The sequence below is a fragment of the Actinoplanes sp. URMC 104 genome, assembly GCF_051386375.1.
In the GTDB taxonomy this organism is placed as follows: Bacteria; Actinomycetota; Actinomycetes; order Mycobacteriales; family Micromonosporaceae; genus Actinoplanes.
In genome coordinates, this window is the sequence record NZ_JBPQTO010000011.1 from 255,932 (window position 1) to 270,368 (window position 14,437).

Annotated in this window: 13 protein-coding genes; 7 read left to right on the plus strand and 6 right to left on the minus strand. The window is 73.6% G+C overall.

From position 1 onward, the window contains the following. Positions 1–51: 51 nt before the first annotated feature. The 3 genes from ACSNN8_RS26985 to ACSNN8_RS26995 all read right to left on the minus strand — a co-directional run bounded on the left by ACSNN8_RS26985 (position 52) and on the right by ACSNN8_RS26995 (position 2,999). Positions 52–810: an SDR family oxidoreductase gene (locus tag ACSNN8_RS26985; protein WP_436652368.1), complete on the minus strand. Its 759-nt coding sequence runs from the start codon at positions 808–810 to the stop codon at positions 52–54. Positions 811–948: 138 nt separating this feature from the next. After that, positions 949–1,785: a helix-turn-helix domain-containing protein gene (locus ACSNN8_RS26990; protein WP_436652369.1), complete on the minus strand. Its 837-nt coding sequence runs from the start codon at positions 1,783–1,785 to the stop codon at positions 949–951. Positions 1,786–1,865: 80 nt separating this feature from the next. Next, on the minus strand, positions 1,866–2,999 hold the full coding sequence (locus tag ACSNN8_RS26995; protein ID WP_436652370.1) for an AI-2E family transporter: 1,134 nt from the start codon (positions 2,997–2,999) through the stop codon (positions 1,866–1,868). A gap of 87 nt (positions 3,000–3,086) precedes the next feature. On the opposite strand from ACSNN8_RS26995, the gene ACSNN8_RS27000 reads away from it, so the two are divergent. From ACSNN8_RS27000 to ACSNN8_RS27010, 3 genes are read left to right on the plus strand one after another with little or no spacing between them, the layout of a single operon-like run. Continuing rightward, on the plus strand, positions 3,087–5,921 hold the full coding sequence (locus tag ACSNN8_RS27000; RefSeq protein ID WP_436652371.1) for an ATP-binding protein: 2,835 nt from the start codon (positions 3,087–3,089) through the stop codon (positions 5,919–5,921). A gap of 59 nt (positions 5,922–5,980) precedes the next feature. Further along, positions 5,981–6,946, plus strand: coding sequence for an ATP-binding cassette domain-containing protein (locus ACSNN8_RS27005; RefSeq protein ID WP_436652372.1), 966 nt, complete (start codon positions 5,981–5,983; stop codon positions 6,944–6,946). Further along, on the plus strand, positions 6,943–7,725 hold the full coding sequence (locus ACSNN8_RS27010) for an ABC transporter permease (RefSeq protein ID WP_436652373.1): 783 nt from the start codon (positions 6,943–6,945) through the stop codon (positions 7,723–7,725). Before ACSNN8_RS27005 ends, ACSNN8_RS27010 begins: the two co-directional genes overlap by 4 nt. A gap of 8 nt (positions 7,726–7,733) precedes the next feature. On the opposite strand, the gene ACSNN8_RS27015 is transcribed toward ACSNN8_RS27010, so the two are convergent. Next, positions 7,734–8,081, minus strand: coding sequence for an MmcQ/YjbR family DNA-binding protein (locus tag ACSNN8_RS27015; RefSeq protein ID WP_436652374.1), 348 nt, complete (start codon positions 8,079–8,081; stop codon positions 7,734–7,736). A gap of 119 nt (positions 8,082–8,200) precedes the next feature. Between ACSNN8_RS27015 and ACSNN8_RS27020 the strand changes: the two genes are divergently transcribed. Continuing rightward, positions 8,201–8,890 (plus strand): DivIVA domain-containing protein, encoded by a 690-nt coding sequence (locus ACSNN8_RS27020; protein WP_436652375.1) that lies wholly within the window; start codon positions 8,201–8,203, stop codon positions 8,888–8,890. Between the two features lie 7 nt (positions 8,891–8,897). Then, a complete protein-coding gene (locus ACSNN8_RS27025) occupies positions 8,898–9,704 on the plus strand; it encodes a hypothetical protein (protein ID WP_436652376.1) in 807 nt (268 codons plus the stop codon). On the opposite strand, the gene ACSNN8_RS27030 is transcribed toward ACSNN8_RS27025, so the two are convergent. Continuing rightward, positions 9,682–11,130, minus strand: a complete 1,449-nt coding sequence (locus tag ACSNN8_RS27030) for an aldehyde dehydrogenase family protein (protein ID WP_436652377.1) — start codon at positions 11,128–11,130, stop codon at positions 9,682–9,684. The genes ACSNN8_RS27025 and ACSNN8_RS27030 overlap by 23 nt on opposite strands. A 157-nt stretch (positions 11,131–11,287) precedes the next feature. On the opposite strand from ACSNN8_RS27030, the gene ACSNN8_RS27035 reads away from it, so the two are divergent. Both ACSNN8_RS27035 and ACSNN8_RS27040 read left to right on the plus strand, forming a co-directional pair. Then, positions 11,288–11,971: a S1 family peptidase gene (locus tag ACSNN8_RS27035; RefSeq protein WP_436652378.1), complete on the plus strand. Its 684-nt coding sequence runs from the start codon at positions 11,288–11,290 to the stop codon at positions 11,969–11,971. Between the two features lie 440 nt (positions 11,972–12,411). Continuing rightward, positions 12,412–13,623, plus strand: coding sequence for an LCP family protein (locus ACSNN8_RS27040; RefSeq protein WP_436652379.1), 1,212 nt, complete (start codon positions 12,412–12,414; stop codon positions 13,621–13,623). On the opposite strand, the gene ACSNN8_RS27045 is transcribed toward ACSNN8_RS27040, so the two are convergent. Continuing rightward, on the minus strand, positions 13,598–14,386 hold the full coding sequence (locus ACSNN8_RS27045; protein WP_436652380.1) for a class I SAM-dependent methyltransferase: 789 nt from the start codon (positions 14,384–14,386) through the stop codon (positions 13,598–13,600). The genes ACSNN8_RS27040 and ACSNN8_RS27045 overlap by 26 nt on opposite strands. Between the last annotated feature and the right edge of the window lie 51 nt (positions 14,387–14,437).

Genomic DNA, 14,437 nt, shown 5'->3' on the forward strand with positions numbered 1-14,437 from the left:
CAGGCCGTCCTGTGGACGGCCCGGACGGGGATGTGCCGGCTGGTGTGGGCGTCAGTTGATCGGGGAGATCATGCCGCCGTTGCAGTAGACGGTCTGGGCGGTGACCCAGCGCGTCTCGGGAGCAACGAGGAACCGCATCACCGGCACGATGTCCCGCGGTTCGCCGAGCTCGCCGTTGATCGTCATGCTCTTGAGCCAGGCGACGGTCTCGTCGGTCTCGACGTCGTAGAAGAAGTTTGTCTTCTGCGGGCCGGGCGCGATGCAGTTGACGGTGACGCCGCGGGCGCCCACCTCCTTCGCGAACGCCTTGGTGAAGTGCTCCACCGGCGCCTTGCTGCCGGCGTACGCCGAGTAGGTCGCCGCCGTGACCGCGACCTGCGTGGTCACCATGTTGACGATGCGGCCGTCGTCGTTCATCCGCCGCGCGGCCTCGGCCATGAGGAAGAACGGCACCTTCGCGTTGACGGCGAACGACGTGTCGTACTCCTGCTCGGTGGTCTCGGCGAGCGGCTTGCGCACGATGACGCCGGCGGTGTTGACGAGGATGTCCCACCGGCCGAAGCGCTCGATCGTGGCGTCGACGAGCGCCGTGATCTGCCCCGGCCGGGTGAGGTCGCCCTGGTGGGCGAGGGCTTCGACGCCGCGCGTCTTGAGGTCGCCGACGACGGTGTCGGCCTCCGCCGAGCGGCGCGGGCTGTTGTAGTGGACGACGACGTCGGCGCCGTCGTCGGCGAGGGCCTCGGCGAACAGCTTCCCGATGTTGGCGGTCCCGCCCGTGACGACGGCGACCTTGCCTTGCAGTGCGCTCATGGCTTCACCGTGCCCGCTCGATCGCCCGGATCCGGTCCCGCCGTTGCGCTTGTAGCGCCCGTTATTGCGCCCACCTCATCTCGGCCCCGGCGCTGCGCCGGCCGCATCCGGCGCCCGGCGGCGCGTTCCCGGTGGCCGCTACCGCGAGCGGAACGAGCCAGGCGGGACGCCGTGCTCGCGGCGGAAGGCTGCGGCAAAGCGGCTCGGGCTCTGGTAGCCGGAGGCGACGGCCACCTGGCGGACGCTCTGCCTGGTGGTGTGCAGCAGGCTGGCCGCGCGGCGCATGCGGAGCACGGTGAGGTAGCGGTGCGGGGTCAGGCCGGTCGCGGCGCGGAAGGCGCGGACGAAGTGGAACTTGCTCATCGCGGCCACGGCTGCCAGGCGGTCCAGATCCAGGTCGGCGCCCAGATGTGCGTGCATGTAGTCGATGACGGGGTCGAAGTCGGTGGCGGCCGTCGAGGGCTGGGCTGCCGGCCGGGCGCCGTGCACCAGGTGTGCCGCCAGCCCCTGCGCCACCGAGTCCGCGTAGAGGGCGGGAGCGCCTTCGCTCAGCGCGCGGGCCAGCGCGCCGGCGGCGGCGACCACGTACTCGTCGTTCATGGTGAGCTCGTCGGGCAGGGTGGCGGGCGTCATCCCGTACGCGGTGAGGGTCTCCTCCACCAGCGCGGGGTCCAGCCTCAGGTGCAGCGACTCCATGGGGTGCGGGTTCTCCGCACGCCATCGCAGCCGCACGCCCCTGCCGGGCGCGGTCACTCCCAGGGAGCCGGGCCGGTAGACGGCTCCGCGCCACCCGCCGCCGTGGCGGCTCTCGATGCGGTAGCTGCCGCTGGTGACCAGGATGAGGGTGAGCTCGGCCGTGGGGGCGCGGCGGAACTCCTCGGCGACGGGCGGGTCGCGCCAGGTGCTGGCATGCACCGATCGCCAGCCGAGGGGGTCGCTGGTCCGCAGCATCCGGGAGGGCAGCATGTCCCGCATGCTGCCGATGCTTCACCAGCCCGCGCCGGCGGGACAGCCCCCGGCCCTGCGAGCCTGATCACGCCGGCGGAACCACCAGCTCAGACCATGGCCGGCGGTTCCTCGTCGGGCGCCGGCTCCGGTGGGACCTCGGGCTCGGGGTCCGGCGGGTTGTCGCTGAGCTGCTCCCGCACGTACGTGTAGACCACCGACACGAGCGCGGCGACCGGCACGGCCAGCAGGCTGCCGACGATGCCCGCCAGGCTGCCGCCCAGCGTCACCGCGAGCAGCACGACCGCCGCGTGCAGGCCCAGCCCGCGGCTCTGCACCATCGGCTGGAACACGTTTCCCTCGAGCTGCTGCACCACGACGATGATGCCCAGCACGATCAGCGCGTCGACCCAGCCCTGCGTCACCAGCGCGATCAGCACGGCCACGAAGCCGGCGAACAGCGCGCCGACGATCGGGACGAACGCCGTGATGAAGGTCAGCACGGCCAGCGGCAGCACCAGCGGCACCCCGACGATCCACAGGCCCACGCCGATGAAGACGGCGTCGAGCAGGCCGACGAACGCCTGCGACCGCACGAAGGCGCCCAGCGTGTCCCAGCTGCGGGTGGCGACCGCGGGGACGTCCTCCGAGAGCCGGCCGGGGAGCTGCTTGGACAGCCACGGCAGGAAACGCGGGCCGTCCTTGAGGAAGAAGAACATCAGGAACAGCGCCAGCACGGACGTGACCAGACCGCTGACCAGCGTGTTGACCCCTGTCAGGGTGATCGAGACGATGCTGCCGGCGCTGTTCTGGATCCGCTCGATCGCGGCGTCGAAGGCGCCCGTGACGTCGTCGTCGCCGAAGTTGAGCGGCGGGCCCGCCGCCCAGTCGCGCAGGCTCTGGATGCCGTCGGCCACCTTGTCGGCGAGCTCGCCCGACTGCGAGGCCACCGGCACCGCGATCACGATGACGATGCCCGCCATCAGCACGAGGAACAGCAGGGTCACCACGGCGGCGGCCAGCGCGGGCCGCCAGTGCAGCCGGTTGCGCAGGAACCGGGCCACCGGCCAGGTCAGCGTGGTGAGCAACAGCGCCACGACGATCGGCCACAGGACCGACCAGGCGCGGCCGAGCAGCCACAGCACGACGTACGCCATGACGAGCACGACCAGCGTCTGCGCCGAGAGCAGGGCCGTGGTGCGTAACGCGGACCGCGCCTTGTCGGGGTTGAGCTTGGCAGGCATGCCGCTCACCTTATTGAGGACCGGTCCGTTCCGCTCGCGAAGGCCCGCGGGTCATCCCGGGTTTCGCGCGGCGGCGACAATGGAGCCATGCCGTACGGGATCCTCGGGCCGACGCTGCCCGCCGTGGGCGGCGCCCGGCTGCGGGCGACGCTCGCGCGGTTGCTGCTCGACGCGGGCACCGTCGTGCCGCTCCCCCGGCTCATCGACGACCTCTACGGCGACACCCCGCCGGCCGGCGCCCTCAACGCGCTGCAGTCCAACGTCTCGCGGCTGCGGCGGGAGCTGCCGATCACGTACGACGGCTCGGGTTACCGCCTCGACGTCGCGCCCGGCGAGGTGGACGCGCACCGGTTCGCGCGCCTGCTCACCGAGGCCCGGGACGCGCTGCGGGCCGGCGATCCGGTGGCGGGCGAGCTGTTCGCCGGCGCGCTCGCGCTGTGGCGGGGAGAGGCCCTGGCGGACGTACGGCCGGCGCCGTTCGCCGCCGCAGCAGCCGACCGCCTCGCCGAGCTGCGGCGGCAGGCGGTGGAGGGGCGCATCGAGGCCGAGCTGCGAACGCGGCCGTCGGCCGGCGCGGTGGACGAGCTGCGGGCCCTGCTGGACGCCGAGCCGCTGCGGGAGCACGCCTGGGCGCTGCTGATGCGCTCGCTGGTCGCCGGTGGGCGCCCCGCCGAGGCCCTCACCGCGTACGAGTCGGTGCGGCGGCTGCTCGCCGAGGAGCTCGGCGCCGACCCGTCCGCCGAGCTGGTGGCCCTGCACGCGTCGATCCTGCGGGACACGGCCGCCGGCCCGGCCGCCCGGCACCGGCTGCCCGCCCAGCTCACCAGCTTCGTCGGGCGCTCCGAGGAGGTGGCGCTGGCCGAGCGGGCGCTGCGGACCGGCCGGCTGGTCACGCTGCTCGGCCCCGGCGGGGCGGGCAAGACGCGGCTCGCGCTCGAGGTGGCGGCCCGGCATCCCGGCGCGGAGGTGTGCCTGGCCGAGCTCGCCGGGTCCGGGCCGGACGGCGTGCCGCGGGCCGTCTTCGACGCGCTCGGGCTGCGCGACACCGGCCTGCGCGACCGGCGCGGCGACGGCCCGGACACCGTCGAGCGGCTGCTCGCCGCGCTGTCCACCCGGGACCTGCTGCTGGTGCTCGACAACTGCGAGCACGTGGTCGCCGCGGCCGCCGCGCTGACGGGCCGGTTGCTCGCGCGCTGCCCGGGGCTGCGCGTGCTGGCCACCAGCCGGGAACCGCTCGGCGTCACCGGCGAGGTGCGGCTGCCGGTGCCGGGGTTGCCCTCGGAGGCGGCCGTACGGCTGTTCGCCGACCGCGCCGCCTTGGTGGCGCCCGGATTCACGCTGGACGCCGCGACCGAGCCGGCCGTGCGCAGCATCGTGCGGACGCTCGACGGTCTGCCCCTGGCCGTGGAACTGGCCGCGGCCCGGTTGCCCGTGCTGCCCGTCGACGAGCTCGCGCGCCGCGTCGGCGACCGGTTCCGGCTGCTGTCACGCGGCAGCAGCACGGCCGCCGCCCGGCACCGGACCCTGCGCGCCGTGGTCGCCTGGAGCTGGGAGCTGCTCACCCCGTCCGAACGGCTGCTGGCCTCGCGGTTCACCGTCTTCCGGGGCGGCGCCGCGTTGGACGCCGTCGAGCAGGTCTGCGGCCTCGGCGACGCCACGCTCGACGTGCTCGACGGGCTCGTGGCGAAGTCGCTGATCGAGCGGGACGGCTCGCGCTACCGCATGCTGGCGACGATCCGCGACTTCTGCGGCGAGCAACTGACCGAGGACCTCACCGCCGCCCACGCGGCCCACTATCTGAGGCTGGCGCAGACCGCCGACGCCCAGTTGCGCGGCCCGGCGCAGCTGGAGTGGCTCGACCGGCTCGACGCCGACCGCGACAACCTGCACGCGGCGGTGCGCCAGGGTCCGGTCGAGACCGGGCTGCGGCTGGTGGCGGCCCTGTCGTTCTACTGGTGGCTGCACGGCGTCCGCGGTGAGGCGTCGGCCCTCGCCCGCGAGGTGCTGGACCGGGCGGGCCCGGTGGCGCCCGCGGGCCTGGCCGAGGAGCACGTGCTGTGCGCGCTGAACGCCGGGCTGTCCGGACCGCCCGCCGGGGAGCATCCCGCCCGCTACGTGGCCGGGCTCTCGGCCCCGCCCGCGCAGCCGTTCCTGCTGTATCTCTCGGCGATCGCCGCCGGGCCGCCCGAGGGGCTGCACGACCAGCTGCTCGAGCTGCAGGAGGCCCTGCGCGTCCGCCTCGGCGGCTCCCCGTGGGGTCAGGCCCTCGCGTCGATCGGCAGCGGCTGGCTGGCCGTCTTCCGCGGCCGGCACGACCGGGCCGCCGCCGAGTTCGCGCGGGCGCTGGCCGGCTTCCGGGCGCTGGGCGAGCGGTGGGGCACGATGCTGGCCCAGTCCGGCATCGCCGAGCTGGCCACGCTCACCGGCGACTACGCCGCCGCGCGCGCCGGAACGGACGAGGCCCTCCGGCTGGCCGCCGAGCTGCGCTCCCCGGTGGACCTGGCCGACCTGCTGCGCTCCCGCGGCGAGGCGCGCATGCTCGGCGACGACCCGGCCGGCGCCGGTGCCGACCTGGAGCGGGCCGTGGCCCTGGCCGCGGAGTGCGGCGCCCCCGAGCTGGTCGCGGCGGCGCGCCTCGGGCAGGGCCGGCTGGCGCTGCGCTCCGGCGATCCGGCGCGCGCCCGGGAGCTGTGCCTGCAGGCGCTGTCGGAGTGCCCCACCGGCTGGTACACCGCGGAGGGCACGCGTCTGAGCATCCTCCTCACGCTGGGCCGGGTGGCGCAGGCCCTGGGCGACCCGGCCGAGGCCGCCCGCTGGTACGAGCAGGTGACCCCCGGCGTACCGGGCCCCGACGGGGAGAACGCCGTCGCCGAGGCCGCCGCCGCGCTGGACGGCCTCGCCCTGCGGCGCACCGGCGGCTGACCGGCGCTCGTCAGCGATCGGTGCGTGACCGGTCAGCGCCGCCCGGCACGCTGACGGCCATGACCACCACCGCCATCGCGGCCGACGGGCTGCGCAAGACCTATCGGGGCGTGGCCGCGCTCGACGGGTTCCACCTGAATGTCCCGGCCGGCACGGTCTGCGGGCTGCTCGGGCCCAACGGCGCCGGCAAGACCACCGCCGTCCGCATCCTGGCCACGCTGCTCAGCTTCGACGCGGGCCGCGCGGTCGTGGCGGGCGCCGACGTCGCCCGCGAGCCCGAGCTGGTGCGGCAGCGCATCGCCCTGACCGGGCAGTACGCCGCGGTCGACGGCTCGCTCAGCGGCCGGCAGAACCTCGTGCTCTTCGGCCGGCTGCAGCACCTGCGCCCGCGGGCCGCGCGGCAGCGGGCCGACGAGCTGCTGGAGCAGTTCGGCCTCACCGGCGCCGCCGACCGGTCGGCCCGCGAGTACTCCGGCGGCATGCAGCGCCGGCTCGACCTGGCCGCGAGCCTGATCCGCGCGCCGCAGGTGCTGTTCCTCGACGAGCCCACCACCGGCCTCGACCCGCGCAGCCGCAACCAGGTGTGGGATACCGTGCGCAAGCTCGTCGCCGACGGCACGACCGTCCTGCTCACCACCCAGTACCTCGACGAGGCCGACCAGCTCGCCGACCGCATCTGCGTCGCGGACACCGGCCGGGTCGTCGCCGAGGGCACGCCCGACGAGCTCAAGGCCGCGATCGGCGCCGACCGGCTCGAGGTCGTCGTCCGCGACGCCGGCCACGTGCCGGAGGCGGCCGGCGTGCTTGCCCGGGTCGCCGGGACCCCGCCCGGTGAGGTCGGCGCCGACCCGGACTCCCGGCGCCTGCGCGTCGCCGTCCCGGACCGCGTCGCCGCCCTGGTCGAGGCGGCCCGGGCCCTGCACGCGGCCGGGATCGCCGTCGACGACCTCGGCGTCCGCCGCCCCACGCTCGACGAGGCGTTCCTGAGCCTGACCGGCCGCCGTGCCGAGGAGGAGACCCGATGACCACCGCACTCGCCGACGGCTGGGTGATGACGACCCGCTACCTGCGCCACGTCGTGCGCGAGCCCGAGCAGATCGTCCTCTACTTCTCGCTGCCGATCATGTTCGTGCTTGTGTTCGGCTACGTCTTCGGCAGCGGGATGGCCGTCGGCGGCGACCGCTACCGCGAGTTCCTGCTGCCGGGCGTGTTCGTCATGACCCAGCTGTACGGGCTGGGCGCGACCGCCACCGCCGTCTCGCTCGACATCAGCCGGGGCGTGGTCGACCGGTTCCGCTCGATGCCGACGGCCCGGTCGGCGTTGATGGTGGGACGCAGCGGCGCCGACCTGACCCGGGCCCTCATGGAGATGGTGGTGCTGCTGGTGTGCGGTCTGCTCGTCGGCTGGCAGGCACACCGCGGCGCCGGCCCCGCGCTGGCCGCCGTCGGCCTGATCCTGCTGCTGCGGCTGGCGCTGACGTGGGTCGGCATCTACCTGGGCAGCGTGGTGCCCAACCCCGACACGGTCAGCCTGATCGTCTTCCCGCTGGCCTTCCCGCTCACCGCCCTGTCGAACGTCTTCGTCGCGCCCGGGCAGATGCCGGCGTGGCTGGGCGCCGTCGCCGAGTGGAACCCGATCTCCGCCACCGTCGCGGCGGCCCGCGAGCTGTTCGGCAACCCGGGTCTGGGCGGCGACTCGTGGCCGGCCGAGCACGCCGTCCTGCTGGCGGTGGCGTGGCCGCTGCTGCTGCTCGCGGTCTCCGCGCCGGCGGCGGTCCGCCGTTACCGCCTGCTGAGCCGCTAGGGTTCGCCTCACGGGCGCGCGGAGCGGCGCATCTCCCAGGCGTCGGTGACGAGCTCCGCGAGCCGTTCGACGGTCACCTCGGGCAACCGCACCATCACCAGGGGCAGGCCCTCGTAGGACGGCACGGTGAAGAACAGCGCCGGCTCGCCCAGCACGAGGGCCTGCTTCTCGGCCTCGTCGCCGACGTAGAGCACCGCCACGTCGGTGCGCAGGACCCGCGGTTTCCCGGGCTCACGCTGCGGATAGGACCAGACGAAGCCGTGGTTGCCGACGCGGAAGTCGAACCCGTCGCTGTCGATCTCGACGGCGCCGGGAAGGGCGAGCGCCAGCCGCCGGACGTCGTCGGCATCGGCCATGCCAGCCCTCCCGCACGTGTCAAGTGAGCAACTGATGTTATGCCACCGGGAGCGAACTGCCGGGGTCTGTGCGTAGGATGCGGCGGCACGGTCGTAACAGCAGGGAACCGAGGGACACGATGCCGCTAACTCCAGCCGACGTTCACAACGTGGCGTTCAAGAAGCCGGCGATCGGCAAGCGCGGGTACGACGAGGAGGACGTCGACGCGTTCCTGGACGAGGTCGAACAGGAGCTCACGCGTCTGCTCGAGGAGAACCGTGCGCTGCACGACCAGGTGCAGCGGCCCGGTCCGGCCGGCCCCGCCGCCATGCCGAACAACCGGGCCATGGAGGCCGAGCTCAACGACCTGACCGCCCAGCTGGGCCGGCTGCAGGAGGCCCGCGCCCGCGCCGAGCAGAACGCGCGCAGCCTGCAGACCCAGCTCGAGCGCGCCCGCCGCGAGACCCCGGCCGGCCCGCCGCCCGCGGCCGCCGACGGCAAGGAGTCGCCGGTGCTGGCCATGGCGCGGCGCACCGCCGACGAGCACATGCGTGACGCCCGCGCCGAGGCCGACGCGCTCATCGGCGCCGCCCAGGGCGAGTCCGACAAGATCACCGGCGATGCGCAGCTGACCGCGAGCACGATCGAGAGCGACGCCCGCCGCAAGCACACCGAGGCGATGAACGGCCTGGTCGACAAGCGCAACGCGCTGCTCGACGAGATCGACAAGCTGGGCCGCCTGGCGCAGACCTACCAGCAGGCGCTGGCCGACCACGTGACCCGCCAGCTCTCCGAGCTCGACAGCGCCAGCGGCCGCGACCTGGACTGATCGCCGCATGCGGACGGTGAGCCGGCGGCTCGCGCTGTGGCGCAGCGACCTCGAGGGCGGCGTGTGCGCGGCCCCCGAGGAGTGCGTCGAGCCGCTCAGCGCGCTGGACCACGTCGACGTGGTGCTCGAGCACCGTACGCGGGAGGTCTTCGCCTGCGATCTGCGGCAGGACGTGGAGTGGCAGTTCGGCGGGCTCACGTGGCCCGCCGACATCCCGCCCGGCGTGCTGGTCACCGTCACGTGGCAGCCCGGCCGCGACGAGGTGGTGATCCGCACCGACCCGCTCGAGGAGCCGCTGCGCGTCGACGGGGTCGACTACTACGACGAGTACGACCCCCGGGTGGTCACCCGCGACTACCGGCCCGACGGGTCCAACCGGGCCAAGGTGCTGCACGCGGTGCGCAAGCTGGGCCGGGTCTTCGACGACGGCAGCGCGGTGCTCAGCGAGGAGCTGCTGGCCAAGCGCGCCGGGCTGGGCCGCGGCGCGAAGGGCGCCTTCCTGCTGCGCAACGCCGTCGACCAGCTGATCCGCGAGGGGTTCCTCACCCGGGTGACCGGCAGCCTCGACGGGGCCGGCCACCCGTCGTACCCGGCCGTCGACGGCGAGACCCTCACCGACATGGTGTTCTACGCCCCCATGGTGGAGCCGGTGCCGGCCGGCGCCGACCGGCGCGACCACTGGGTGAACGGCTTCGTCCGCAAGCTCCCGCGCGGCGCGCAGCCCTCGGAGAAGCAGCTGCGCGCGGCCGAGACCGAGCAGGTGGGCCCGCTGGAGCCCGGCTACACCTTCGTCAAGAAGCACCACCGCCGATGATCACGGTCTGCAGCTCGGTGAACGCCTCCATCGGGTGGCTGCCGCCGACCCGGCCGATGCCGCTGTCCGAGCCGGCCCGGCCGCCGAACGGCAGGTGGCTCTCCCAGTAGTTCGACGACTCGTTGATGTTGACCCAGCCGGTACGGACGGCGTCGGCGTACGCGAGCCCCGCCCGCAGATCGCCGGTGTAGATCGCGGCCAGCAGCCCGTACCGGGAGGCGTTGGTCAGCGCGATGGCCTCCTCGAGCGAGCCGATGCCCACGATCGGGGCGACCGGGCCGAAGGTCTCCTCGGTGGCCACGAGCGCGTCGCGGCTCACTCCGTCGAGGACGGTGGGCTGCCAGAACAGGTCGGTCTTCTGCGCCCTGTCGCGGGCACCGCCGGTCAGCACCCGCGCGCCGCGGCGGACCGCGTCGGCCACGTGGTCGTCCATCTTGGCCGCCACGCCGGCGTTGTTGAGCGGCCCCATCGTGGTCGCGTCGTCCAGCGGGTCGCCCAGCACGACCTGCTGCCGCACCGCCTCCGCGAGCCGCGACGCGAACTCCTCCCGTACGTCGTGGTGGACCAGCAGCCGCTCCCCCGCGGTGCAGCTCTGGCCGGCGCAGAGGTAGCACGCGGTCAGGGCGCCTGCGACCGCGCTGTCCAGGTCGGCGTCGGCGAGCACGACGACCGGCCCGTTGCCGCCCAGCTCGAGCAGCATCGCCTTGCCGGCCGCGGCGTTCGCGACGTGCCTGCCGGTGCCGGTGGAGCCGATGAACGCGACCGCGTCGGTGCCCGGGTTGCGGGCGATCTCGTCGCCGACCACCGGGCCCGGGCCGGTGACGAGGTTGAGCACGCCGGGCGGCAGGTCGGCCTCGGCGATGCAGGCGGCCAGCGCGACCGCCGCCACCGAGGTGGACTGCGCGGGCGTCCAGACCACCGTGTTGCCGCAGGCGAGCGCGGGGGCGATCAGCTCGGCCGGCATGGTGTAGGGCCAGTTCCACGGGGTGATCACGCCGACCACGCCGCGCGGGCGCCGGACGACCATCGCGCGCCGGCCCGGCGACGCGGAGTTGGGCAGCAGGCCGGCGAGCCGCTTGCCGTCCTCGGCCGCCATCCGCCAGTACGTGACGAGCTCGTCGACCTCGTCGTAGGCCTCGGCGCGCAGCGGCTTGCCCTGGTCGAGGGTGAGCGTACGGGCGAGCTCGTCGCGGCGCGCCTCGACCACGTCGGCCACGCGGTGCAGCAGCGCGGCCCGTTCGAAGGCGGTGCACCGCGCCCAGCCGGGTGCGGCCGCCCGCGCGACCGCGATCGCGGCCCGGGCGTCCTCGCGGTCGCCCTCGGGCACGTGGCCGAGGCTCTCGCCGGTGGCCGGACTGGTCGCCTCGGTGGTGGCGCCGGACCGCGCGCCCGTCCAGGCGCCGCCGACGAACATCTGATGTTCCACGCGTCCACGCTAACGGCGGTCATCACACGGTGATAGGGGCGAAGTGGGCTGTAACCCTTTTCCGGCCGCGCAACGTACGGTACTTCGACAAGCTTCGATGCGTCGGCGGACCGGACCGGTTCGTGCCGTGTCGAACGACCCCCGAAAGGAGTCCGGCGTGCGCATCCGCATCGTCGTCGCTTCGCTCACCGCCGCCCTGACCGGCGCCGTCGCCGTCCCCGCCGCAGCCTCGGCCGCCGGCGACCCTGGCACCACCATCATCGGCGGCGGCACCGTCTCGTCCGCGCCGTGGGCCGCGGCCGTCCTCAGCAACGGCAGCTTCACCTGCTCCGGCACGATCATCTCGGCCAACTACGTGCTGACCGCCCGGCACTGCATCTCGGGCACGATGTCGGTGCGGGTGGGCAGCGTCAACCGCACGTCGGGCGGCACGACCCGCACCGTGAGCAGCACGTCGACCCGCTCCGACCTGGCCCTGATGCGGCTCAGCTCGCCGATCACCACGACCTACATGCCGCTGTCGAGCGCGTACCCGCCGGTCGGCTCCACCAACTCGATCTACGGCTGGGGCATGACCTGCTACAGCGGCTGCAGCGCGTCCACGACGCTGAAGACCGCCACCGTGCAGGTCACCTCGACCAACCAGACCGACGCGTACGGCGGCCGCGCGATCGGCAGCACCCGGATCAACGGCAACGCGTGGCGCGGCGACTCCGGCGGCCCGCAGGTCTACAACGGCGCCCAGGTGGGTGTCGCCTCCACCGCCGACGGCACCAGCCGTCAGTACTACGGCAGCGTCGCCTACAACCGCGCCTGGATCACCCAGGTCGCCGGCGTCTGACGTCGCCCGTCCACGAGGGCGGTGTGCGGGCCGGGCCCGCACACCGCCCTCGTCCGTTTCGCCATTTCCTGACTCCCGCCGAACAACCGCGGAAATGGCGCACGGAAAACGTTCAGCCCTTTCCCAGAAATGCGCGCCGAACAACGGTGGCGCGGGATGAGCGTGGAATGGAAAAGCAGGCCAAACCGGGCATCGGACGGGCAGGTCTTCGATCTTTGTCGAACAATGGGAGGAGCGCTCGATGCTGTCGGTCCGCTACCCAGCGTGCCGATTTTCGGCGATTCGCATCCGGACCGTTTCCGCGGGGTCACCGGACGTCAAGCGGGGTTGACTAATAGATCGCGACCATATATCTGTTCTGACGGCGTTGAGCCCGGCGCGGGCGGTCTCCGTACTCCGGAGGGGCCGGACGCCCGTGTCACACGAGGGAGCTATTGCAGATGCCGGCACAGACCGCCACGAGAGGCGATCGTGACGCCCGCCAGGGACAGCGCACCACGACCTACGGCGGCGGATCCGGCAAGGCCAGCAAGAAGGCCAAGTCCCGCCGCGCCAAGGCGCCGCTGTGGGCCAAGCTCGTCACGACGTTCGGCGTGATCCTGGCGCTGGTCGGGGTCGGTGGCCTCGTGGCGGTCAAGTACTTCCTCAACCAGCTCACGTCGAACATCCAGACCACCTCGAGCGTGCTCGACAACGACGGGCTCGGCAACAAGACGGTCACCGCGGGCAAGCTGCCCGAGGGCGCGATGAACATGCTGATGCTGGGCCTCGACACCCGTACGGGGTGGAAAGAGGGCGAGTCGCGGTCCGACACGATCATGATCCTGCACATCACCGCCTCGCACGACCAGGCGTACATGATCTCGATCCCGCGGGACACGGTCGCCGAGATCCCGGCCGACCCGGAGATGGGCTTCCGCGGCGAGACCACCAAGATCAACGCTGCGTACCTCTTCGGCTCGCAGAACGGGCGGGGCTGGGAGGGCGGGGCGAAGCTGGCCACCAAGGCCATCCACCAGCTGACCGGCATCGAGTTCGACGGCGTCGTGGTCATCGACTTCAACGGCTTCAAGGGCATCCTCGAGGCGATGGGCGGCGTGCACCTCTGCGTCGACAAGGAGATGTGGTCCAGCCACTACGTCGTCAACGACGGCAAGGTCGAGTACGCGACGGGCGCCGACCCGACGACCAAGCCCCGCAACGCGCTGGTGTTCAAGAAGGGCTGCCGCAACATGCAGCCGTGGGAGGCGCTCGAGTTCTCCCGCCTGCGCCACTCGGCGAACGGCGACTACGACCGGCAGCGCCACCAGCAGCAGCTGCTGCGCGCGATGGCCAAGAAGGCCAGCAGCGCCGGCGTCATGGGCAACCCCTCGAAGGTCTCGAAGATCCTCGCCGCGGCCGGCAAGTCGCTCAAGACCGACACCCACGGCGTGCCGGTGCAGAACTTCATCTTCGGGCTCAAGGGTCTCGCCGCCGGCGACCTGATCCCGATCAAGACCAACAACGGCACGTACGCCCAGGGCGAGCAGGGCGGCGAGGGCATCACCGAGGACACGCGGCGCCTGTTCGAGGCCACCGCCGCCGACCAGCTGCCCGCGTTCCTGGGCCGGCACCCCGAGATGCTGATCAACGACGCGACGGCCGCGTCCTGACGACGGCGTAGTACGCGGGGATTCGCTGCACCGGCCCGCCCGGCTCCAGCGGCACCCCGTACACCTCGGTCGCGCCTTGCTCGAGCACCGTCCACGCGTCGCCGGGAAAGGCCGCCGCGACCTCCTCGGGCCCGAAACGCCGCGGCGCGCGCACCCCGGCCCGGATCAGCCGGTCCACCAGCGGCGGCAGCCGGGTCGGCCGGGCGCCCTGGTCGAGCAGGTAGTCCAGCGGGTCGCCGGTGTGGTTGGTCTCGCAGAGGTACAGCGTGCCGCGCTCGCCCAGCACGGCGGCGACGTTCGCGGCCACGGCGGCGCGGGCCCCGTCGTCGAGCACGTGCAGCACGCCGCGGATGTGCACGTTGGCGTCGCCCAGGTCGTCGTGCAGGCGCGCGCCCAGCCCGGACCCGGCGACGTCCGCGACCCGGAACGCCACCTCTCCCGCCGAGCCCTGGGCACGCGCGATCGCGGCCGCCGACCCGTCGATGCCGATCACCCGGGAGGCCAGCGCCGCCAGCGCGTACGCCTGCCGGCCGGACCCGCACCCCAGGTCCACCATCGGCAGCGTCAGGTCGGCGTGCCGGCGCAGGGCGGCGGTGAGCCGCTCGAGCTCGGCGGGCTCGTCCGCCTCCCACAGCACGTCGCCGCGCGGCCCGGTGCGCGAGACATCGCCCCAGAAGCGGTCCCACGCTCGCGCCTGGGATCGAGGCGCGCCGATCGCGGTGAGGGTCAGCCGGGGAATCAGAAGGTACTTGCGCCAGGACACGGCGCCATCCTGCCGGGTGCGGCGGACCTTGGCCAGAGGCCCCGGAAACAG

What these genes read in the sequence shown, in the direction of transcription:
- ACSNN8_RS27025 (WP_436652376.1), top strand. Translation starts at nt 8,898, where the DNA reads ATGCGGACGGTGAGCCGGCGGCTCGCGCTGTGGCGCAGCGACCTCGAG.
- ACSNN8_RS26985 (WP_436652368.1), bottom strand. Translation starts at nt 810, where the DNA reads ATGAGCGCACTGCAAGGCAAGGTCGCCGTCGTCACGGGCGGGACCGCC.
- ACSNN8_RS27015 (WP_436652374.1), bottom strand. Translation starts at nt 8,081, where the DNA reads ATGGCCGATGCCGACGACGTCCGGCGGCTGGCGCTCGCCCTTCCCGGC.
- ACSNN8_RS26995 (WP_436652370.1), bottom strand. Translation starts at nt 2,999, where the DNA reads ATGCCTGCCAAGCTCAACCCCGACAAGGCGCGGTCCGCGTTACGCACC.
- ACSNN8_RS26990 (WP_436652369.1), bottom strand. Translation starts at nt 1,785, where the DNA reads ATGCGGGACATGCTGCCCTCCCGGATGCTGCGGACCAGCGACCCCCTC.
- ACSNN8_RS27010 (WP_436652373.1), top strand. Translation starts at nt 6,943, where the DNA reads ATGACCACCGCACTCGCCGACGGCTGGGTGATGACGACCCGCTACCTG.
- ACSNN8_RS27020 (WP_436652375.1), top strand. Translation starts at nt 8,201, where the DNA reads ATGCCGCTAACTCCAGCCGACGTTCACAACGTGGCGTTCAAGAAGCCG.
- ACSNN8_RS27000 (WP_436652371.1), top strand. Translation starts at nt 3,087, where the DNA reads ATGCCGTACGGGATCCTCGGGCCGACGCTGCCCGCCGTGGGCGGCGCC.
- ACSNN8_RS27040 (WP_436652379.1), top strand. Translation starts at nt 12,412, where the DNA reads ATGCCGGCACAGACCGCCACGAGAGGCGATCGTGACGCCCGCCAGGGA.
- ACSNN8_RS27005 (WP_436652372.1), top strand. Translation starts at nt 5,981, where the DNA reads ATGACCACCACCGCCATCGCGGCCGACGGGCTGCGCAAGACCTATCGG.